Raw genomic sequence first — 20,473 nt, 5'->3', positions numbered from 1 at the left:
TTGAGTCGGCGGTGCGAGCCTTGGGCTGCACCCAGTTCCCGACCCAAGGACTCCTTCATGACCCCCACGATCAAAAACTTCACCTACTCAAAGGTGACGGTCGCCGCCGACGTGCAGTTGAACGTCGCCGTTGCCGGCTCGGGCAGCCCCATCGTGCTGCTTCACGGCTTTCCCCAGACCCACCTGATGTGGCGGCGCGTCGCCACCGCTCTGGCCGAAGACCACACCGTGATCTGCCCGGACCTGCGGGGATACGGCGACAGCGGCAAGCCCGCCGAGACCGGCCCGGACGTATATTCCAAGCGGACGATGGGCCAGGACGTCGTCGCCCTGGCCGCCGCACTGGGCCACGAGAGGTTCGCCCTCGCCGGGCACGACCGGGGCGCCCTGGTCGGCTTCCGCACCGCAATGGACCACCCCGATACCGTCACGCACTTCGCCAGCCTCGACGTCCTGCCGACGCTGGACATGTGGAACGTGCTGCACGGACAGTCCGCCGCGGTCGGATTCCACCTCTACCTCATGGCCCAGCCCCCGGGTCTCGCCGAGGAGATGATCTCCAACAGCGCCGACGCCTTTTTCTCCTACTTCCTGGACGCCTGGACGAAGGACTCCACCGCCATCCCGAAGGACGTCCGGTCGGCCTACCTCCGGGCGAGCGCCAACGCGGTGCCCTCCATCGTGGCCGACTACCGGGCCTCCGCCGGCATCGACGTCGTCCACGACCAGGCGGATCTGGACTTCGGGAACACGCTCCGGATGCCGGTGACCGTGATCCAGCAGGACTGGGGCTCCGCGCTGGGCTTCGACGCCGCCGCGCTGTGGAAGGCGTGGGCGCCCGACCTTGAGCACTTCAGCACCCAGGCAGGGCACTTCATGGCCGAGGAAACCCCGGCGGAGATTGCGCAGGCCATCCGGGACCTGCTCCTCCGCTAGGTCGGGCACGGCCACGGCCGGTGGAGAGGGGCCAGCGGGTCCTGTAATCAGTCTGTAACCCGTTGACCCGCCGGATCGGCGGACCCGATAATGGACCCGCCGCGTTTCCCCGCGGACTCACACAGAGCCCCGACGCGGCCGGTCGGTGAATCATGCACACTCCCCTGATGCCCAGTCATGACGGCGCGGCAGCCGCCGTCCTTGCCCTCAACGCGGAAACGTCGGGGGAGGTGATCGACGAAGCCCACCCGGAGTACGACGACGCCCGGCGCGTCTGGAATGCCATGATCGACCGCCGCCCCGCCGCCGTCCTCAGGGCCGCGGGCGAAGACGACATCGCCGCCGCCATCCGGTGCTCCATCGAACACGGGATCCCGCTTGCCGTCCGCGGCGGTGGGCACAGCGTGGCCGGTAACGGCACGGTGGACGGCGGGATCGTGCTCGATCTCAGCGCCCTGTCCGCGGTGGACGTCGACGCCGACCGGAGCCTGGTGCGGATCGGCGGCGGGGCGACGCTGGCGCAGGTGGACGCGGCGACCGAACCCCACGGGCTGGCGGTGCCGCTGGGAGTCGTGTCGGCGACGGGCGTAGGCGGGCTCACCCTCGGCGGGGGCATGGGATGGCTGACACGGCCCTACGGGCTGAGCATCGACAACCTGGTGTCGGCGCGGGTCGTCACCGCGTCGGGGAAAGTGGTCGAGGCCGATGAACAGCAGAATCCGGAGCTGTTCTGGGGCCTGCGGGGCGGAGGCGGCAACTTCGGCGTCGTCTCCTCCTTCACCTTCCGGGCCCACCCCCTCCCCCGGCCCCTCTACGCCGGCAACCTCGTCTACACCCCGCGGACCTGGGACACGGCCCTGGCCGCCTACGCCACCTGGACCGAAACGCTCCCCAATGAGCTGAACAGCATCCTGACCTTCATCACCCCGCCGCCGCACTGGGAGATGGGAACCGATCCGCTGATGATCGTCGGCTTCGTCTGGGCCGGTGAGGACCAGAACGTCGGGGAAGCTCTCATTGCCGACCTGCGTGCCGCGGCCCCTCCCGAGATGGAGGAGGTGGAGCCGACCACCTGGACCGGATGGCAGTCCGCCGTCGACGAGCTCTTCCCCAAGGGCGTGCGCGCCTACTGGCGCAACTCCGCGCTGAAGCATCTCTCGCCGGAGGTCCAGGAAATCCTCCTCCGCCGGGCAGCCGAACAGACCTGGCAGGGCACAGGGTTCGACATTCACCACATGGGCGGAGCGGTGGCCCGGGTGCCGGCCGGCGCCACCGCGTTCCCCGACCGCCAGTCGCCCTACTGGCTGAACATCTACGGATTCTGGACCGACGACGGCGACGACGGGCGCAACGTAGGGTTCGTTAAGGCGCTCTCCGGGGACATCGCCCCGCACGCCGCGCCCGGCCGGTACGTCAACTTCATGGGCGCCGAGGAACCGGCCGCGGCCGACCCGGGAACCCGCTCCCCCGACGACACCGCCGTCTACCGCGGGGAGGTCTTCGACCGCCTCACCGCGCTCAAGACCGAGCTCGATCCGCGCAACGTCTTCCAGCTCAACCACAACGTCGCGCCCCGTTGACCGGCGGCGGAGCGGTTGAACGGTGGCCGGTTGGCTAGGTGGCGGCCTAGCGCTGGAGGCCGTTGCCGCCGGGGAGCGCCCTCCACCTAAAGGCGGGCCCGCACGTCCCGCACGCCGTCAGGCCTGCGGTTCCGCCGTGGGAGCCGGAGCCCCAGCGAGGTGCGAGCCATGCCGCAGCAGGGTCTCAAGGGCGTCGGCGAGGTTGTCCACCTGCTCATCGCTGAGCGCGTCAGCGAACCACTTCTGCGCCGACCGCAGATGCGGCCCGAGGGCGCGCCGGTAGGCGGTGCGCCCCTCGTCCGTGAGGGCGATCAGGGAGGCCCGGCCGTCGGCGGCCTGGCTCGCGGCTTTTTCGACCAGCCCGCGCTTCTCCAGCCGGCGGAGCTGGTGGGCGAGGCGGCTTGAATCCCAGCCGATGGCGCGCGCACACTCGGACGGCCGCGCAGTGCCCTTCGCAGCCATCGACAGATGGGCCAGCACCGTGAACTCTGCCTCCGAGAGCTTCGCGTCGTTCCACAGGTCGCGGCCGACCTCGCGCCGGAGCAGCTCGGTGACCTCCTGAAGGTTTTCCCAGGTCCGGAGTTGACGCTCGGTCATGTTTGCTGACATATCAGGAAGTCTACCCGGGCCGGGATACCGCTGCCCCGCCGCTTACGCCGAGAGCATGGAGGACTTGCGAGATTGCTGACGCGTCAGCTACGGTCGTCTTATGTTGCTGACGAATCAGCAACTTCGAACCCGGCAGCCGGAACCGCCCCAGGCGGGCGGAGCAGGCGGGCACTCCCGAAAGGCTTCTCATGCCGTCCATCCTCCAACCCACCCTCCACGACCGAGCCGCCCCACCGCCGCCCGCGATCGAAAATCCCCGCCGGAGAGCAGGGGCGGTGCTCGCCCTGCTGGCGGCAGCCCAGTTCGTGGTGGTGCTCAATGCGAGCAGCGTCAACCTGGCGCTTCCCAGCCTGATTGGGGATCTCGGCGCCTCCGCATCGCTGTCCGCGTGGGTGGTTTCCGCCTACCTGCTGACCTTCGGCGCCCTGCTGCTGTTCGGCGGCCGGCTGGGTGATGTCATCGGCCGGCGCCGGATGTTCGCCATCTCGGTGGCACTCTTCGGTGCGGCGGCCCTGGCGGGCGGGCTTGCCCCGACTCTTGAGACGCTCATCGCCGCCCGTGCCGTGCAGGGCGCCGCAGCCGCCGGGCTTGCCCCAGCTGCGTTGTCGCTGCTGACGACCCTCTTCACCGATCCGGCGGCCCGACGGCGCGCCATCGGCGTGTGGGGTGCGGTCGCCAGTTCCGGTGGTGCCGCGGGCGTCCTGGTGGGCGGAGGCTTCACTGCGGCCTGGGGCTGGCGCGCGGTGCTGCTGGTGAACGTTCCCCTCATTGTGCTGATGCTGGTGGCCATTCCCCTGCTGATTCCCGCCATTCCGCGGGGAGCGGCGCAGCGCCTGGACGTCCCGGGTGCCGTGCTGTCCTTCCTCGGAATCTCCGCACTGATCGGCGGCCTGACCCTCGGCAATGAGCAGGGCTGGCTCTCCCCCATCACCCTGGGCCTGCTGGGGGGCGGCGCCGTCCTGCTCACTGCCTTCGGGCTCACCGAACGGGGAAAGCAGGCTCCGTTGATACCCGCGCACCTGCTCAGGCGCTGGCCCTCGACCGGCGGAAACATCGGCATGGTCCTCATCGCCGTGGCCCTGTACCCGACGATGCTGCTGCTCTCACTCATCCTCCAGGGATCCCTCGGCTTCTCACCGATCGGCGCCGGGCTGATGATGCTGCCCATGTCTCTGGCCACCATCGGGGCCGCCCTGTTCACCCCGCGGCTTGTCGCCGTGCGGGGCCCGCTGGCCTCCCTGTTCATCGGGCTTGCACTGCTCGGCCTGGCCACCGGGGCCCTGGCGCTGGCAAGCGCGCTCGGCGCGCCGCCGGCCGTTCTCGTCCCGGCCACCGTGGCCTTCGGTGCAGCGGTCGGCATAGCTGTCACGTCGGCGACCACCCAGGCCCTTGCGGGCGCCAGCCCCCGCGAGGCCGGCTCGGTCAGCGGCCTGATCCAGACCGCCCAGCAGCTGGGCGGCGCGGTGGGGCTCACCGTCATCGGCGCCATCGCCGCCGCAGTGACCGGATCGCTTCGCGGAAGCGGACCGGGCGCCGTCGACACCGGGTACGGTGCCGCGCTCGGGGTGGCCGCCGTCATCGTTCTCGGCGGACTGCTGGTCCTGGCCGTGCGGCAGCGTCGTTTCGCGCAGGCATCGACCGACCCGGCCCGCGCATGAGTTCCACACCGCAGCGCGGCAGGGCCGGCGGCATCACCCGCTCGTCGCTGCCCTCCTCCCTCCGGGAGAGCCTGGTCCTCCCCTCCGACCCGGGGTACGGGCCACTGCGGCACACCTACTCCTACCGGGGCTCACCGGCGGCCGTGCTGCGCCCGCGCACGACCGGAGCCGTCGTTGACGCACTGTCCTACGCGACGGCGTCGACCCTCCCCCTGAGCGTGCGCAGCGGCGGCCACGGCATCAGCAGCGCCTCCACCAACGACGGCGGAATCGTCCTCGACCTCTCGGCGATGAACACGGTCGAGGTCCTCCATCCAGGCGCGGGGCTGGTGCGCATCGGCGCCGGCGCCCGGTGGGGAGAGGTTGCGCGGGCCCTCTCCCCCTCCGGCCTGGCGGTCAGCTCGGGTGACTCCGGCGACGTCGGCGTAGGCGGGCTCGCCACAGCCGGCGGAATCGGCCTGATGGGACGCAAGCACGGGCTGACCATCGATTCGATGACAGCGGCCACCGTCCTGACCGCCGACGGCACCGTGCTGACCGCGAGCGCGGCCGAGAATCCGGACCTCTTCTGGGCGGTCCGCGGCGCGGGAGCAAATTTCGGCATTGTGACGGACTTCGAATTCACCGCAGCCAGGGTCCCCGGCGTCATCTCCACCACCGTCCAGTACGACACGTCGGACACCGCCGGGTTCCTGCAGCGGTGGGGCGACGCCGTCGAGGCGGCACCCCGGGAGATCACGGCGTTCCTCTACCTGTTCGCCGGCTCCACCGCCGGCATGGCCAGCATCGTCTACGCGGGGCTGGACGCGGACGCCGCCCGGCGGGCGCTCGCACCGTTCCTCGCGCTGGCCCCGCTCCTCGGCGGGCAGTCCCAGGCCATGCCCTACGCCGAACTGGTCACGTCCACCCACGCCCCGCACACCGGTGCGGTGCCGCTGCAGACGCGAAGCGGGCTCGCGGTGCACCTCGACGCCCCGATCGCCGTCCGGCTCGCCGGGATGCTGTCCAGCGGAACCGCCGCCACACTGCAGATCCGCGCGGTCGGCGGGAGGATCAACGACGTCGACGCCGACGCCACTGCGTATGGGCACCGGCATCAGAACTTCTCCGTTTTCGTCGGCGCCGACCCTGCCCGCCGAGGAGATCTCTGGCGGGAGTGGGAGGAGCTTCACCCCCACCTCGACGGGCTCTACCTCAGCTTCGAAATGGACAAGGATCCGCGCCGGCTCGCCGATGCCTTCCCGACCGCGACCCTGACCCGGCTCCGCGGCCTGAAGGCCGTCTACGACCCGGCGGGGCTCTTCAACGCCAACTTCCCCCTGAGGGCATGACCCTCCGGGCGCCTACCCACCGCAAAAGGACAAACGATGAACACCCTCACCCCGCCCGCCTGGGCCCACCCGCACACCGACCTCACCGGCAGGACCGCGCTCGTCGTGGGAGGTGCAGGTGGTGTCGGTGAAGGCGTTGTCCGGGCACTCCTCGATGCCGGCGCGCGAGTCGTGGCCGCGGGCCGGAGCAGCACCCGTCTCGACGAGCTTGCCTCCCGGCTGCGCTCCCCGCGGCTGCGCACCACGCTGCTTGATGCCCTGGCGGAGGACCTGGACCGGGCGGTGTCGGCCCTTGCGGCTGAACACGGCGGGTTCGACGCCGTCGTCGTGAGCGTCGCATCGTGGGGAGATCAGGGCCGCAAGCCTCTGCTGGCCCTGACCGATGCCGAATGGGACGGCCTCGTGGCAGCGAACCAGACCAGCGTGTTCCGCCTGTACCGCGCCTTGGTCCCACAGATTGCCACGGGCGGCGTGCTGGTGCAGCTCAACGGGCTGAGCGCCGACCTCCCCTTCCCCGGTGCCGGCGGTGTCGCACTGACCGCTGCGGCCACGAAGTCGCTCACCCGGACCCTCGCCGCCGAGCTGGACGGGCATGGACCGCGGGTCCATGAGGTGATCCTCGGCGTCGTCCGTACCCGGGCGCGGCAGCTCGCCGGCGTCGACGACCCGCGCTGGATCGAGGGCACCGAGGTCGGAATCCATCTGGCCGAACTCATCGCCGGCACGAGCCCGCTGACCGGCGCGGCGCTCCACTACTTCGTGGACAAGGCCGCAGGCCCCTCGGGAAGCGCGCCGGAACGTCCCTGACCGGGCGGACCGTTCGGACCCGGAGAGCCCCGGGCCGGTGCCCGGAGGGTAATGTTGCGGCGATCTCGATGGGCCCTTGAGGTCCGGCCGGAATAATGTGCGTCAGTCACTGGTTCCAACAGCATGAAAGAAAATGGGGTCGGCAACATATCTCAGAATGAGTGGTCGACCACCTTGCGGGACATAGACCCAGCCCCGCAGCAACTCCAGCAGCCCGTGAACGAACTCCAGACCAAAGGACCCATCATGAAAGCGCATCTCCTCAACAGCTACGGCCCCGACTCCATCGTCCTCGGCGAGGCCGATGAGCCCACCGCAGCGGCCGGGCAGGTCAAGGTTGCCGTCGAAGCGATCGGCATCAACCCGCTGGACTGGAAGTTCAGCAACGGCTACCTCGCCGAGATGTTCCCGCTGCCGCTGCCGGCGGTTCTGGGGACGGACATCGCGGGCACGGTGCTCGAGGTCGGGGACGGCGTCGAGGGATTCACCGTCGGCGACCGGGTGGTCGGCTTTGCCGACAGTGGAGCGTTCGCGGAGAAGGCCGTCACCGGCGCCGCCCGGCTCGCGGTGATCCCGGACGGCCTGACGGCGGAGCAGGCGGTCACCCTGGCCACCTCCGGTGAAACCTCCCAGCGTGGCCTGTCCCTGCTGGCGCCGTCGCCGGCGTCCACCGTCGTCGTCAACGGTGCGGCCGGCGCCGTAGGAAGCGCCGTCGTACAGATCCTCGTCGCCGACGGCCACAAGGTCATCGGCACCGCCAGCCCCGACAACCACGACTACCTCCGCTCCCTCGGCGCAACACCGGTGACCTACGGCGAGACCATGGCCGACGAGATCACGGCCGCCGCACCTCAAGGAGTCGACGCCGCGTTCGATACCGCAGGCCGGGAATTCATCGCCCGCGTCGCCGGGCTCGTGCCGGCATCGCGGATCGTCACCATCGTCGACTTCGCCGCCGGGGCCCAGGGCGCGATCGTCGCAGCAGGCGATCCCACGGCACTCACCGCCGAAACCCTTCCCCCGGTGCTGGACCTCGCCGCCCGGGGCGGCTTCCAGACCGAAATCGCCCGGAAGTTCCCCTTCGAGCAGGTCTCCCAGGCCCTCGCGCTCAGCCAGGGCGGACACCTCCGCGGCAAGATCGTCGTCTCCGGAGCCAACCAGGCCTGATCCCTCCACCTCTCCTCCACCCAAGACTTTCAAAGGAAAACCATGACCACCGCCCCCACCGCCCACGCCCGCCCGCCGTACGACCCTGAGCTGGCCGAGCTGCTCGACAACAGCCCGCTGCCCTCAACGGTCACCGCCGACATGATCGATTTCCTCCGGGCCAATCCGTTCGGCCCCACCCTCGAGGACCTCCTTGCGACCCGCCCCATCTCGCACCGCGAGTACACGATCGCCCGCCCGGGCAGCGAGATCATCGCCTCGGTCTTCACCCCCGCCGACAAGGACGCCTCGGCTCCGGCGATCTACTTCCTGCACGGCGGCGGAATGATCATCGGCAACCGCTTCACCGGCATCGGGCATGTGCTCGACTGGGCCGTTGAGCACCGGGCCGTCGTCGTTTCGCTCGAATACCGGCTCGCCCCTGAGAGCCCCGCACCGGGCCCGGTGGAGGACGCCTACGCGGGACTGCTCTGGTTGGTGGCCAACGCCGGCGAACTCGGAATCGACAGCGAGCGCGTGATGATCGCCGGAACCTCCGCCGGCGCCGGCCTTTCGGCCGGTGTGACGCTGCTCGCCCGCGACCGCAAGGGCCCGAACCTGATCGCCCAGATGCTGCTGAGCCCCATGCTCGACGACCGGGACGCCACCGCGTCGAGCCACCAGTACACGCAGACCGGCTCGTGGAGCCGCGAAAGCAACTCCACGGGCTGGAACGCCCTGCTCGGGGACCGCCGCGGGACCGACGCCGTCGACATCTACAGTGCACCGGCCCGGGCGACCGACCTGACGGGCCTGCCGCCGGCGTTCATCGATGTCGGATCGGCCGAGGTCTTCCGCGATGAGGATGTCGACTACGCGTCCCGTCTGTGGGCGGCCGGAGTGCAGGCGGAACTGCACGTCTGGGCCGGCGGCTTCCACATCTTCGACGGTGCGGCGCCGGAAGCGCTGCTGTCCGTCGCCGCCGTGGCCGCACGGGACTCGTGGATGGGCCGCACCCTCGGGCGGCTCCCTGCGGCCGACGCCGCCTAAGAACTCCTTACCCTTCGCCGGCGGGCGGCCGATGGAACCTGCGACTGGCATCTGAGCCGGCATCGACCGGTGGAGGATAGGGCCGATCAGCACTGCGGGCGCCGGTTCTTGAACCGGCGCCCGCAGTGGTTATTGCGAACAGGGCCAACGTGGGCGGGCAGTCAGGTGCGCGGCATCTTGGGATCGGTGAAGGGGCGGAGTTCATCTTCGATGGCTTCCATGATTTGTTCGACCGTCTCTCCCCGGGCCGACGCGGTCCGCTTCACAAATTCGATCGTGCTGTGGGCCAGGGATGTGACCAACAGGGGAACATCGGCCCCGGCCAGAACAGTGGCGATTAGGCTTCTTAGTTCACGTTCCGAGGTCAGACCCTCGTCGTAGTAACGGTAGGCGCTCAGCACCTCGCACACCCGTTGGGCGTTGGCGATGATGTCCGTGGGTGCTATCTGCTCATCGGCCATGGCGCCAGCGCCTTGGGTGGAGTGGTCGAAGCGTGGCCGCAGGGCCGGACGTGCTCCAGAGCGCCGTAGGTAAGCCGGCTGGGCGTCTGTTGGCCAGCGCGCCCGCGGGCCCAGCATGACGGACTGGACGGCGTATGCGGGGGTGCCCGGCTTTTGGTTCCGGTGGCATATGGGCTCCCTGAAAAGCTTTCTAATAGGGAGACCACGGTCCAGGATAACGATTCAAGAGTGCGAGGATTTGGACACGGTGTCAACCCCCGCCGTGACCCCTCCCTTTCGGCTCTTGTCGACTTTGATCCGAAGGCCGAAACTGGGCTACGGGGGCCGCTCCGTCCCGCCGGCAGACGACGCGGCGGCTGTACCAAGCAGTGGTCCAGTTCCAACCATTGAGTACAGGGAGGTACCCGTGTCGAAGTTCGCAAAAAAGCGGTCAATCACCGATCGGGAACCGGTCCCAGCGGCCGAGATTGCCGAGGCGGTCACCGCCGGCAACTTCGTCTACGATGACGGAGCCACCCAGACGTTCGAGGAGGGCGGCACGACAATCTACGTCGAGCACGGGCGGCCGACCCGGGGTGAATGGTACGTCGATGGCAGCGGACGGTTCTGCTCCTTTTGGCCGCCGAGCTACCGCGCCTGCTACGAGCTTCGGTACCTCGTCGAGGACGGGGAAGTCGTCGGCCTCGAATTCATCGAACTCAACCGTGGATCAACGTTCACCGGACGCTACTCGTAGCCAGGCCCGTCTGACCCGCACGGGCGACGGTGGCCGACCCTTCCATCCGATGCGGAGGCCACCGGCATTCGAAGTTGAGCATTCGTCCGGGGCTTGATGGGGGAAGGGGCCTCGGCGTAGAGTCCTCGACGACATGGGAGCGAGGAGCGGATCATGGGGCAACTGATCGTTCAGGACTTTGTCAGCGCCGACGGTTTCGCAGCCGATGCCAACAACGAGTTCACCTTCTATGAATTCCTTGACGGGGGCACTGCTGAATTTGACCGCAGCCAGCTGAAGTGGTTGGAGACAATCGACACGATGGTCCTCGGGGCAAACACCTACCGCATGTTCGTTGAGTACTGGCCGACACCGGCGTCCAAAGACGAGATCATCGCGCCAACATTGAACTCGCTGCACCGCGTCGTTTTCTCCCGCCACCTGACACACGCCCCGTGGGGAGACATGGCGGAGGCGGCTATCGAATCAGGTGACCCTATCGAAGCGATCAGGCGGATCAAGGCCGAGGCCGCCGGGGACATCGTTGTCTGGGGAAGCCTTACCCTGGCACAGACGTTTCTGGCCGCGGGCGTCGTGGACTCGGTGAGGCTCGTGGTGATGCCGATCGCCATAGGCGCGGGCCAGGGCGTCTTTCCGCCCGGGCAGGACCCGAGGATTCTGACCCTTCAGAGCGCAACAGCGTACGACCAGGGTCTGGTCGAGCTGGTGTATAGAATCCGGACAAGGAACGAATAGCGCCCTTCACCGGCGGACGGCCGAGGAATCCTTCGACTGGCATAAGAGCCGGCATCGACCGGTGAAGGATCGGGCCGATCATCACTGCGGGCGCTGGTCCTCGGACCGGCGTCCGCAGTGATGTCCGCAGTCATCCGGCAGAGCGGTTATCAGGCCATATCCCCCGTGACGAGTCGGGCGGCCACCGGCAGGCCATGTGCTCCTGACCGAGCGTAGGCGTCGAGCTCGGCGACGTCCTGACCGAGCGTCGTCATGGCTTCGGTGAAGATGTTCATGTCGATGACCTGCAGCGTCCTCAGGTGCTCGGCGTTATCGCGTCAAGGACGACGACCCCGGCCCGTGCGGCACGGTCAGCGAGAGAGGAAGCGTAGCCCGGCAGACCTGTCCCGTGGTTTCAGGCTAGCCAAAAGCCCACCGGTGGTGAGGACGTCCTCAATGTCGGAGTCCTCGCGCAGGCACAGTCCCACGATGTCGCTGACCATGCCGAGGTCCGAGAGAGTTGCATGTCGGACGTAAGGAAGCCCCTCAAGGGCGGCCAGGGACGTCTCCCGGCGCACCCAGATGTTCAGTTCAAAACCCGCTTGAATGATGGCGCGGGCCATTGGTGCGCCCTGGTCGCCGAGCCCGACCCATCCGACGCGGAGGGCGCCGTCATTCGGAGTTGAGCCGGAAGTAGCAGTGGTCATGATTGTCTCCTTCGTTGTCAGGGGATCAGGCAGAGCGCCGGGCGAGAAGCTCCCGGGAGAGGTCCCAGAGCCGGTCGGCGTTCGCGGCGTCGAGGGCATAGGGCGCAACGCCGGTGTAGTCGGGGCCGCGGTGTTCGGCGACGGGTGCTTCGTTGACGTCCTCAAAGTAACGTCCGCCGATGCCCTCGAGGTCCGGTGAGGTCGCCACGTACAGGGTCGTGGCAGCGCCCTGCTGGGGCGTCTTCTGGCGTTCGACCGGCGTGCGCAGGCCGCCCGTGTGGCGCTGCAGGTTTGTGGCGATAGCACCTGGCATGACGGCGTTTGAGGTGATGCCGTCCTTCGCCCACCGACCGGTGACCGCCACAGCGAACAGGGCAGCGGCGGTCTTGGACTGGCCGTACGCGAGGAACGCGTCGTAGGGAATGAAGTTGAAGTGCGGGTCGTCGAAGAGGACCGGGGCGAACAGGTGTCCGCTGGAGCTCAGCGACACGATGCGGGCGTTACCCGCCGCAGCCAGTGCCGGGTGGAGGGCTTGGGCGAGGGCGAAGTGACCGAGGTGGTTGGTGGCGAACTGCATCTCCCACCCCTCGGCGGTGCGCTCCAGCTCGGGCAGGGCCATGATGCCCGCATTGTTGACCAGCACGTGCAGGGGCCCGGTCCATGCGTCGGCGAATTCCGTAATCGAGGTGAGGTCGGCGAGGTCGAGCCGGCCGAGGAAAATTTTCTGATTTCCCGTCGAGGCGCGCAGTTCCTCGGCGACCGGGGCCGCAGCCTCCAGGTTCCGCACGGCGAGGGTCACCTCCGCACCGATCCTGGCGAACGCGCGGGCGGTTTCGATGCCGATGCCGGAGGCGCCGCCGGTGATGACGATGCGCTTGCCGGTGAAGTCGATGCCTTCGGTGACATCCGAGGTGGTCGAGGAGAAACCAAACGGGGTGGTGATGCGGGTCATGACGGAGAACTTCTTTCGTCGAAGAGAGGATGCTTCATCGTGCGGAGGGGTCCGCTGTCACGCCGGCCCCAGCCAAAATGTGCCGCTGGGCGGAGTACGGGGCCCGGATAGAAGTGTGCTCTTACGCGAAAGCGGTAGGTAGCACCCTGTCTTTCATAGGAATGGCAGGGCTACCATCGACGGTTGAACCCAGTCAGGGCAGCGGTCGAGTCCTACCGGCCGGAGTCCGCTACTGCGGGCGGGCGAGCCGTTCCAGCGCTGCGGCCGAGGGGCTGCCGGGCGCGGCATGGTGGATGACGAGCAGGTGGCCGTCGGTTCCGGTGACGGCGAACTTCTCGTGGAACAGCTCCAGATCGCCGACCACGGGGTGGTGGAGGGTCCGGCGCCCGGCGACTTTCGGGCGTACGTCGTGCCGGTTCCAGAGCTGCAGGAAATACGCGCTGCGTTCGGAGAGATCAGTGACCAGTCGCACGAGGCGGGGATCGTTGGTTCGTTCGCCGACAGATGCGCGCAGCCCTGCCACGGATTCGCGCATCACCTGGTCGTAGTCCTCATAGAGGTCGCGTTCGGCGGGGTCGAGGAACGCCTCCCGGAGGACATTTGTGCCGGGAGCATTACGGGGCGAGAGGGCGATCGCGAGCGGGTTGGCGGCCAGCACGGTCATGAACCGGTCCTGCACGAAGGCCGGCACGCTGCCGATTGTGCCCAGAAGAAGCCTCAGACCGGGCGCAACGGTATCCGAAGCCGCCGCGTCCTTTGCCCGACCGGGGGCGGCAGGTCCGGAGCGGGGCTGGGCCAGCTGGTGGAGGTGCAGGGTGGAGGGCGGGTCGAGCATCAGCGCCCGCGCCAGTGCATCGAGGATCTGCGGGGACGGCTGGTGGTCCCTGCCCTGCTCGAGGCGCACGTAGTAGTCGACGCTGATTCCTGCCAGCTGCGCGACTTCCTCTCGCCGCAGCCCGGTGACACGACGCCGCCCGTAGGTATGGAGGTTGACGTCCTGGGGACGTACGAGCTTCCTCCTCGCCTTAAGGTAGTCGCTGAAGGCCGGATTCTTCTGCACGAACCTAATCTAGACCTGCGTCCAGACTCACCGCTCCGCTCCAGGCCGCCGCTGCCCACGATGCGACTGCCTTCTATCGGGGTCAGCCACGAGATGGTGATGATCCTCCTCGGCGTGGCCGGGGAGGGAAGCCGGGCGCGGCTGTTTCGGGGAGGTCTGCGCCGGCTCTTTTGCAGTGACTGGCCTTGGTCTAGGCTTAAGTTGCGCCTTGCGAGGCGGCTCAGGAATGGCTTTGCTGGGAGGTCCGGACCGACCGAGTGAAAATTGCATCAGATGCACCTGAGATGAACGGCTCCGGGTCACGGACGCCGGGTCCGCTCGAATTCAGCTGCATCCGCTCTGGGCAAAAGCGGACGGATCCGCCGGACATCCAGCCGCAGCGCTGATCGCGCGCCCCCTCCCCATCACCGCTCCGGCGTTTGTGGAAGTAGAAAATCATCATGAAAAAGTCTCTCAGCTGGAGGCTGTTAATCCTTGTTGCCGGGACGCTGCTTGGCCTGCTTGCGGGCCTCGGGCTGTCAGCTCCCGCGGTTGCTGCCCCCGTTCAGACTGTGGCCACTACGGATCACTATGACGACAAGGACGACGACAGCGATCTCAGATTGAAGGTCGACCGCGACGGCAGACTGAAGGTCATTGGCGAGGATTACGAGGCCAAAAAAGTTTATGTGAAGATCGTCCAAACCAACCATAAGGACAGGGAACGGGTAATCGACGAGCGTGAGGTATGGACCCGCCACGGCGATTTCAAGTTCGACAGCAAGAAGGCGAAGTGCGGCAATGAATACCGGGCTTACAGTTACAGCAAGAAAGACGGCCGGGACAAGAGCGACAAGCTCCGGATCGACTGCCGTAAGGACGGCCGCCATTAGCAGTAGTTCACACCACGGTCAGGCCTCCTAAACGGCTTGCCGGGCATCCCTGAAGCAGGCAACGGACGGGGTGCATCAGCTCACCACCTCACCACCTTGGACCCGGTGGAGGGTCATCGAACCCTCCACCGGGTCCACGCCCACTGCCATAAGCGTTTCTCGAAGCGCAGCCTTCCAGCCGAGCACGTTTACTTTACTGAACACCGAAGCCCCCGGTGATCTGTCCGGGGGCTTCGCTGCTTGCACGCGCATGCTCTATTGAACGGCGACGAATACCTTGTCATTGAGCATGCCGGGCCTGATAGCGAGAACCCCTTGCCCTGCCGTGGCACTCGGCACTTCAAAAACCGCATTACCGGTCGTAGTGCCGTCCGTGTAGAGCGTGCCCGTGGTATCGATAGCCTCCGGCGGTACCACGGCTTTATCGAAACTATTGACCGTTGTACCGTCTGCTGTGACGTACTCGACTGTTACGAAAGCCGGAATCTGCCCGGCTGGGTCATCACCGAGGTATGTGGCCGAGTAGTTCACGAGCATGTACTCCGACCCATCAGCGGGCGGTTCGTTGAATTCATTGGCAGAGACAACCTGATCAGTGGCGGCGAGGGCGACTGAGTTGACGACGATGCGCCAGTCATCGGATTCGATCACCGAGCCGATCGCGTATGGATTCGCGCGCGTCCCAGCTTCGTCGGCTGCGCCTTCTTCGGCTTCTCCATTATCGGCTACGGCATTCTCGGACGGTTCGACAACCTTGGTATCGCCGCTGCCGAAGGATTCTTCGAAGGAGTCTGCGACAACGGTGGTGAACACGACTACCCCGACAATCGTTCCCACGATCGACAGGATCAAGGCCGTGATGCCCATCCACTTGGATTTGCCCTTGAGGAACAGGGAGACGAGACCCAAAATAAAGGCAACCGGCAGCAATATCCAGCCGACGATGAGAGCACCTGGTATACAGGCAAATATAAAGCCGAGCACCGCCGTGATGAGAGCGATGAGCCCCACGACGTTCGACTGCTTCTTCCTCTTCAGTGTCTCAGGCGGAAGCGTCTGCGTGGACGTCCCATGGCCAGGATGCGCGGAAAATGATTGCTGTGGCGGGTAGGGCGAGTTTTGCTGTGAGCCCTCCCCAGGAAGCTCTGGTGTTGTCATATCTTAATGATGACAGATGTAAAAGGATCTTGTGTCCACAACGCGACAATCGCAGCGCCATATAGCGTAAACCGATCCGTCTTGCACCCACGCCACCAAGGCACGACCCTCCAAGCCACGAAGGTCGGCTCTATGATGCGCTCACAGTTTCGTAGTCCTCTATCCCTCTCTAGGTTCTTTGATTTTTGATAACGTGGACCATCGCGGTGGTGAGGATGTGTAAAGTAACTAACCGGTATTACGAGCGTCCTGAAACAGCAAATCTGTAGAAGTACCTGCGCTTCCGTGAGTACTGAATGCGTTCGACTCTGGAGCCTTCGAAGGGCGACAAGAGACCTACTTCTAACTTCGCTGAGGACTACTGTTGAGAAAAATTGGCCTTATCGCATTATCACTTCTACTCGCGAGCTGCGCGGCCCCCTCCTCTGAGGAATCAAGCGAAACCCGACACCAGCCCTCATCTCCTATAGCGGCATCCTCGTCAGCCCTCGCTGTCCTTGAAGCATCTGACGGTGCAACTTGTCAGACCCTCATTGGTACTGATGGGGGACTCGTAGCGGAGTCCGGTCAATTTCTCATCGATGTCAAAGAGCTCAGCGATGCGACCGCCACCAACGCGGTAGACCTTGCCGATGCGCTCAGAGGAGTGGCTGATACGTCATCAGAGCAACTCCGCGATTCTCTTACCGTGATGCAGGAGCCGTTCCGTGATCTTGCAGCCGCTTACAAGAATGGTGATGAGTTCAGTCTCGACGCATCGCGATTCAAAGCCGCCGGCGAGGAGGTTATCGGTCTATGCGAGCCCCTGTTGCAGAACGGCGCAGGGGCTGAAACGGATGTCGAAGCTCCAACCGACATCGACACAGCGCCTCCTGCTGATGGCGGTAGCTACTCTTCGATCTTGGATCTGCAGCGGGCGTATATCATGGCGGGCGGCGAGTGCTCTGTGCTCAATCAAACGAACCAAATTACACTCGCTGCGGAATCCGGCGATTGCAATGATACTTCGGTCCTGTCCACCTATCTCTCCGCCACGGACATCAGCGAACTTATCCAGAACAATAAAGCGCTTAATGAGGAAATAGGATTTGAATCTGACGCCGTTTGGCTCATCGGTCAGAATTGGATTATCAATAGCGAAGACGCCGCTGAAGTTCGGAAAGAGATGGGCGGACAGTTGGTTAGCTTCTGAGTCGATCAGCAGCACTCACCACTCAATCCCGGGTGATCATCAACCCTTCCAAACCTCAAAGGCCGCCAGGTTCACGAAGGATGAATCAAGGGCGTCCGCGTCGTGTTCGCCATGTAGGACCAAGTCACTCGGGATGAAATGATGGCGGGTGCCACAAAGGGCGACAGAATGACTAGCCTTCACCCCGCGCCTACACGCGGCATCAGTCACATATCGAATACAGGGGAAAATGAATAAGAAAATGAAGCTGGCGAGCGCCGGCGCGTTCGTGATTGCGGTGTTTGCAGGCGGCTTGGGAGTTGGCTCTGCTTCCGCAGACCCGACCAAAAGCGAGGAATACGCTGCAGTAGAGACAGAAAAGGCCGAGCAGCAGACTAAACTTTCGGAACGGGAAGAGGAGATTGCGGAGCTGAAAGGCCAGCGGACGGAACTTCTGGGGCAACTCGACGAGGCGCGAGCGCGAGAAGGTAGCCTTAAGACGCAAGAGGCGGCGATCAAAAAACGTGAAACAGCAATTGGGGCAGCGGAAGCAGGTTTGAGGAAGCGTGAGGATGCCGTGAAAGGCGCCGAGTCAGCCAAGGCAGCTACGACAATCGGCGAAGGCACATGGACCGTCGGCCGGAACGTCGAACCGGGCATCTACACGACGGCGAAGCCCGTTTCGGGTTCGTGCTATTGGGGCATTTACACATCGGGAACGAACGGTGATGACATTATCGCGAATGACATCGTTACGGGCGGTCAACCGACGGTAACCCTCCAAGTCGGACAAGATTTTGAAACGACACGGTGCGGATCTTGGTCTAAAATAGGCTAATCCTGCACATTAGAGCTGCCTCATCAATATGATGAGGCAGCTCTAATGCGCCCATCTGTGGGTCCGTAGAATGGTGGGCCCGTGCGTGACCATTGTCCTGACTGACCAGCCATGGAATTATGCGTGCCGTGGATATTGCAGCGAGGATTAGAGACGCGCTCCATTGCGCTTCGGACGGGAGGAAGCGGGGCCAGCGCTCGTTGCGACGAGGATGCCGGATAAAGCAGAGTTGCGGGCGTGACGGCCCCAGCCCACGCCACGGTGACACTTCTCGCCGTTGCGCTGTGCTTCAGCAAGAACCGGCAGGTCCCTCCCGCGGGGCCGCCGTGACTTGCTAGCGTGTGGCGCATGCCCATCAAACTCGAGAACGTCGGCATCGCGGTCAGCGACCTCGAAGCAGCTATCGCCTTCTTCGCCGACCTCGGGCTCACCGTCCTCGGCCGCGACACGGTCAGTGGAGAGTGGGCCGACACCGCCGTCGGCCTCGATGGCAACCACGCCAAGATCGCCATGCTACAGACGCCCGACGGCAACGGCCGCCTCGAACTTTTCGAGTACCTCCACCCCGACGCGATCGAGACGGAGCCCACCCTGCCCAACGAGATCGGTATGCACCGCGTCGCCTTCTCCGTCGACGACATCGACGCGGCCCTCGAGATCGCCGCAAGGCACGGATTCCACCCGCTGCGCGGCGTGGCCACCTACGGGGATGTCTACAAGCTCACCTACGTCCGCGGCCCCAGCGGCATCCTGGTGATGCTCGCGCAGGAACTGAACAAGAACTGAACAGGACCTGACCCGTCATTGCCTCGGTGATGAGGAAAGGGTCGAGGTGGCGCGTGCCGCTCCGGCCGCAGCCGAGCCGCCCAGGTCTCCTGCGGGCAGTTGCTTTTGGGTGGTCAGTGCCGTCGTCCAGGCATCGGTCGAGCCGACGGCGGCCCAGTTGGAATTGAGCAGTGCGAGCAGGGTCGTGTGCACGGTCTCGGCGTCGGCGAAACCGGCATCGTTGGCGAGGTTGATCGCCCCGGTGGCATCGGAAAGGACCTCGGTGGTGAAGCCGAGGGCTTCGGCCTCGACGGCCGAGCCGAGGATGCAGTTGTTGGTCATGTAGCCCACGAGGGTGACGGTGTCGACGCCGTTCTCGTGCAGCCATGCGGTGAGGTCGGTGTCGGCGTACACGGAGCCGTACTGCTTCACGACGCTCTTCCACGTGTCGGTGCGCCGGTTCTGGATCTCCGGGTGGAGCTCGAATTCCGGCGTGCCCGGTGCGAAGACGGGAGCTCCCTCGCCGGCGGTGTGCTGAACGACGGCGATGGGGATGCCTGCCGCGGTGGCCGCGTCAATCGCTGCAGTGATACGCGGCAGTGACTCCTCATGCGGCGGATACTGAATCTCGAGCAGACCGCTGAAGTACTGCTGCTGGACATCGACGAGGACGAGGGCGCGGCGGGGTGTGCTCATGGGGATGCTCCTGGGTAGGGAAGGTCGGTGACCGTCCGGTGGCGTTGATTCCATGCTTCACCGTGCAGAGGCGGCACAACAGTGGCACGCATGCCTGGGTACGATGGAATCAGGCCAAACGGGAGACTTCATGCGGATTGCGGTGTACGCCTTCGACGGGGTGACGATGTTCCATCTCGCCGTCCCGCAGATGGTCTTCGATGAGGTGGCCCGGCAGGGACTTGGCGACTGGACGACCACCCTCTTCTCCGACCGCCCCGGCGCGGTCCGGACAGCCGAGGGCTATCAGCTGGCCGGAATCGAGGGACCGGACGCTGCGGCGGGGGCGGATGTTGTGGTGGTGCCCTCGTGGTTCGACGACGGCCGCGTTCCAAGCGACGCTCTGCGGGCCGTACTGCAGGATGCACACCGGCAGGACGTCGCAATCCTGGGCCTGTGCCTTGGGGCGATCGCCGTGGCGGACGCGGGCCTGCTCGCGGGCCGACGGGCCGTCACGCACTGGCAGGCCTTCACCGCCCTGATCGAGCGGCATCCGGACATCCTCCTCGACCGCTCCGTGCTGTATATCGACCACGGTGACGTGATGACTTCGGCGGGAACGGCATCGGGCCTTGACGCGTGCCTTCACCTTGTGCGGACCCGCCTGGGAGCGGACGCGGCGAACAGGGTGGCGCGCAGCCTCGTGGTCGCGCCCCACCGCGAGGGCGGACAGGCACAGTACATCGAGCATCCGGTTCCCCAGCGTTCCGCAGACGATCCGATTGCGCGTTTGCTGGAGTGGACGCTGGGAAATCTCCGCGAGCCGCTCACCATTAATCAGCTTTCGCAGCGGGCCCACATGAGCCGGCGCACTTTCGTCCGTGCTTTCCGGGCAGCCACCGGGACAACACCCGCCGCCTGGGTGCGGTCCCGCCGGCTCGATGCCGCCCGCCGCCTCCTGGAAACCACCGATCTGTCGATTGATCAGATCGCCGCGGACTGCGGGTTCGGCAACGCGGTCACACTCCGCCAGAACTTCGCGGCCGCGTTCTCGACCACTCCGACCGACTATCGACGCCGCTTCGACACCCGCCCCTCCACCCCGACCCTGCCCTAACGCCCACGGAGACCACCAGGGCCTCCTACCCACTGGGGTGTGCCGCGGAGGGCAGAGGTGAAGCTGCTTAGTGGTCCTTCCGGACTAGACCTCATGGTGGATCCGCCGGAAGGGCGGCTCTCGCTACACT

Annotated in this window: 22 protein-coding genes; 14 read left to right on the top strand and 8 right to left on the bottom strand. The window is 66.0% G+C overall.

What is annotated here, in order from left to right; genetic code table 11:
* Positions 1 to 57: 57 nt before the first annotated feature.
* Both GVV77_RS16060 and GVV77_RS16055 read left to right on the top strand, forming a co-directional pair.
* Positions 58 to 936 carry an alpha/beta fold hydrolase gene (locus tag GVV77_RS16060; protein WP_159620052.1) on the top strand — a complete coding sequence of 293 codons (879 nt, stop codon included), beginning with the start codon at positions 58 to 60 and terminating at the stop codon, positions 934 to 936.
* A gap of 167 nt (positions 937 to 1,103) precedes the next feature.
* Positions 1,104 to 2,516, top strand: coding sequence for an FAD-binding oxidoreductase (locus GVV77_RS16055; RefSeq protein ID WP_159620050.1), 1,413 nt, complete (start codon positions 1,104 to 1,106; stop codon positions 2,514 to 2,516).
* Between the two features lie 117 nt (positions 2,517 to 2,633).
* Here the strand turns inward: GVV77_RS16055 and GVV77_RS16050 are convergent, their stop codons facing one another.
* Entirely contained in the window at positions 2,634 to 3,125 is a 492-nt protein-coding gene (locus GVV77_RS16050) for a MarR family winged helix-turn-helix transcriptional regulator (RefSeq protein ID WP_159620048.1), read from the bottom strand.
* A 188-nt stretch (positions 3,126 to 3,313) separates the two neighbouring features.
* Between GVV77_RS16050 and GVV77_RS16045 the strand changes: the two genes are divergently transcribed.
* The 5 genes from GVV77_RS16045 to GVV77_RS16025 all read left to right on the top strand — a co-directional run bounded on the left by GVV77_RS16045 (position 3,314) and on the right by GVV77_RS16025 (position 9,117).
* The gene (locus GVV77_RS16045) at positions 3,314 to 4,783 is read left to right on the top strand and encodes an MFS transporter (protein ID WP_159620046.1); all 1,470 of its coding nucleotides are present in this window, start codon (positions 3,314 to 3,316) and stop codon (positions 4,781 to 4,783) included.
* Complete coding sequence (locus tag GVV77_RS16040; protein ID WP_159620044.1) at positions 4,780 to 6,114, top strand: FAD-binding oxidoreductase; 1,335 nt, start codon at positions 4,780 to 4,782, stop codon at positions 6,112 to 6,114. Before GVV77_RS16045 ends, GVV77_RS16040 begins: the two co-directional genes overlap by 4 nt.
* Positions 6,115 to 6,150: 36 nt before the next feature.
* Entirely contained in the window at positions 6,151 to 6,921 is a 771-nt protein-coding gene (locus GVV77_RS16035) for an SDR family oxidoreductase (RefSeq protein WP_159620042.1), read from the top strand.
* A gap of 246 nt (positions 6,922 to 7,167) precedes the next feature.
* On the top strand, positions 7,168 to 8,088 hold the full coding sequence (locus tag GVV77_RS16030) for an NADP-dependent oxidoreductase (RefSeq protein WP_159620040.1): 921 nt from the start codon (positions 7,168 to 7,170) through the stop codon (positions 8,086 to 8,088).
* A 42-nt stretch (positions 8,089 to 8,130) separates the two neighbouring features.
* On the top strand, positions 8,131 to 9,117 hold the full coding sequence (locus GVV77_RS16025; RefSeq protein ID WP_159620038.1) for an alpha/beta hydrolase: 987 nt from the start codon (positions 8,131 to 8,133) through the stop codon (positions 9,115 to 9,117).
* Positions 9,118 to 9,278: 161 nt separating this feature from the next.
* Here the strand turns inward: GVV77_RS16025 and GVV77_RS16020 are convergent, their stop codons facing one another.
* On the bottom strand, positions 9,279 to 9,578 hold the full coding sequence (locus tag GVV77_RS16020) for a hypothetical protein (protein WP_159620036.1): 300 nt from the start codon (positions 9,576 to 9,578) through the stop codon (positions 9,279 to 9,281).
* Positions 9,579 to 9,984: 406 nt separating this feature from the next.
* Here GVV77_RS16020 and GVV77_RS16015 point away from each other — a divergent pair, with 406 nt between their 5' ends.
* Entirely contained in the window at positions 9,985 to 10,314 is a 330-nt protein-coding gene (locus GVV77_RS16015) for a hypothetical protein (protein ID WP_159620034.1), read from the top strand.
* A 153-nt stretch (positions 10,315 to 10,467) separates the two neighbouring features.
* Positions 10,468 to 11,049 carry a dihydrofolate reductase family protein gene (locus GVV77_RS16010; RefSeq protein WP_159620032.1) on the top strand — a complete coding sequence of 194 codons (582 nt, stop codon included), beginning with the start codon at positions 10,468 to 10,470 and terminating at the stop codon, positions 11,047 to 11,049.
* Between the two features lie 149 nt (positions 11,050 to 11,198).
* On the opposite strand, the gene GVV77_RS18510 is transcribed toward GVV77_RS16010, so the two are convergent.
* The 4 genes from GVV77_RS18510 to GVV77_RS15995 all read right to left on the bottom strand — a co-directional run bounded on the left by GVV77_RS18510 (position 11,199) and on the right by GVV77_RS15995 (position 13,747).
* Positions 11,199 to 11,324, bottom strand: a complete 126-nt coding sequence (locus GVV77_RS18510; protein ID WP_281350602.1) for a hypothetical protein — start codon at positions 11,322 to 11,324, stop codon at positions 11,199 to 11,201.
* A 75-nt stretch (positions 11,325 to 11,399) separates the two neighbouring features.
* Entirely contained in the window at positions 11,400 to 11,735 is a 336-nt protein-coding gene (locus GVV77_RS16005) for an NAD(P)-binding domain-containing protein (protein ID WP_159620030.1), read from the bottom strand.
* Between the two features lie 25 nt (positions 11,736 to 11,760).
* Complete coding sequence (locus tag GVV77_RS16000) at positions 11,761 to 12,687, bottom strand: SDR family NAD(P)-dependent oxidoreductase (protein WP_159620028.1); 927 nt, start codon at positions 12,685 to 12,687, stop codon at positions 11,761 to 11,763.
* A gap of 229 nt (positions 12,688 to 12,916) precedes the next feature.
* Positions 12,917 to 13,747 (bottom strand): helix-turn-helix transcriptional regulator, encoded by an 831-nt coding sequence (locus GVV77_RS15995; protein ID WP_159620026.1) that lies wholly within the window; start codon positions 13,745 to 13,747, stop codon positions 12,917 to 12,919.
* 440 nt (positions 13,748 to 14,187) lie between these two features.
* Between GVV77_RS15995 and GVV77_RS15990 the strand changes: the two genes are divergently transcribed.
* Positions 14,188 to 14,619, top strand: a complete 432-nt coding sequence (locus GVV77_RS15990; RefSeq protein WP_159620024.1) for a hypothetical protein — start codon at positions 14,188 to 14,190, stop codon at positions 14,617 to 14,619.
* A 255-nt stretch (positions 14,620 to 14,874) separates the two neighbouring features.
* Here the strand turns inward: GVV77_RS15990 and GVV77_RS15985 are convergent, their stop codons facing one another.
* Positions 14,875 to 15,777, bottom strand: a complete 903-nt coding sequence (locus GVV77_RS15985; protein ID WP_246199867.1) for a DUF4352 domain-containing protein — start codon at positions 15,775 to 15,777, stop codon at positions 14,875 to 14,877.
* Positions 15,778 to 16,141: 364 nt separating this feature from the next.
* On the opposite strand from GVV77_RS15985, the gene GVV77_RS15980 reads away from it, so the two are divergent.
* From GVV77_RS15980 to GVV77_RS15970, 3 genes are all read left to right on the top strand, one after another.
* Positions 16,142 to 16,969 carry a hypothetical protein gene (locus tag GVV77_RS15980; RefSeq protein ID WP_159620022.1) on the top strand — a complete coding sequence of 276 codons (828 nt, stop codon included), beginning with the start codon at positions 16,142 to 16,144 and terminating at the stop codon, positions 16,967 to 16,969.
* Positions 16,970 to 17,198: 229 nt separating this feature from the next.
* A complete protein-coding gene (locus tag GVV77_RS15975) occupies positions 17,199 to 17,786 on the top strand; it encodes an Rv1352/Rv1906c domain-containing protein (RefSeq protein ID WP_159620020.1) in 588 nt (195 codons plus the stop codon).
* A 348-nt stretch (positions 17,787 to 18,134) separates the two neighbouring features.
* Positions 18,135 to 18,572 (top strand): VOC family protein, encoded by a 438-nt coding sequence (locus GVV77_RS15970; RefSeq protein WP_159620018.1) that lies wholly within the window; start codon positions 18,135 to 18,137, stop codon positions 18,570 to 18,572.
* Positions 18,573 to 18,587: 15 nt separating this feature from the next.
* On the opposite strand, the gene GVV77_RS15965 is transcribed toward GVV77_RS15970, so the two are convergent.
* Positions 18,588 to 19,247, bottom strand: a complete 660-nt coding sequence (locus tag GVV77_RS15965; protein WP_159620016.1) for an isochorismatase family protein — start codon at positions 19,245 to 19,247, stop codon at positions 18,588 to 18,590.
* A gap of 130 nt (positions 19,248 to 19,377) precedes the next feature.
* Between GVV77_RS15965 and GVV77_RS15960 the strand changes: the two genes are divergently transcribed.
* Complete coding sequence (locus GVV77_RS15960) at positions 19,378 to 20,343, top strand: GlxA family transcriptional regulator (protein ID WP_159620014.1); 966 nt, start codon at positions 19,378 to 19,380, stop codon at positions 20,341 to 20,343.
* Positions 20,344 to 20,473 lie beyond the last annotated feature (130 nt).

The organism is Arthrobacter zhaoguopingii, from assembly GCF_009828605.1.
Lineage (GTDB): Bacteria > Actinomycetota > Actinomycetes > Actinomycetales > Micrococcaceae > Arthrobacter_D > Arthrobacter_D zhaoguopingii.
This window is presented reverse-complemented; position numbering and strand designations above follow the sequence as displayed.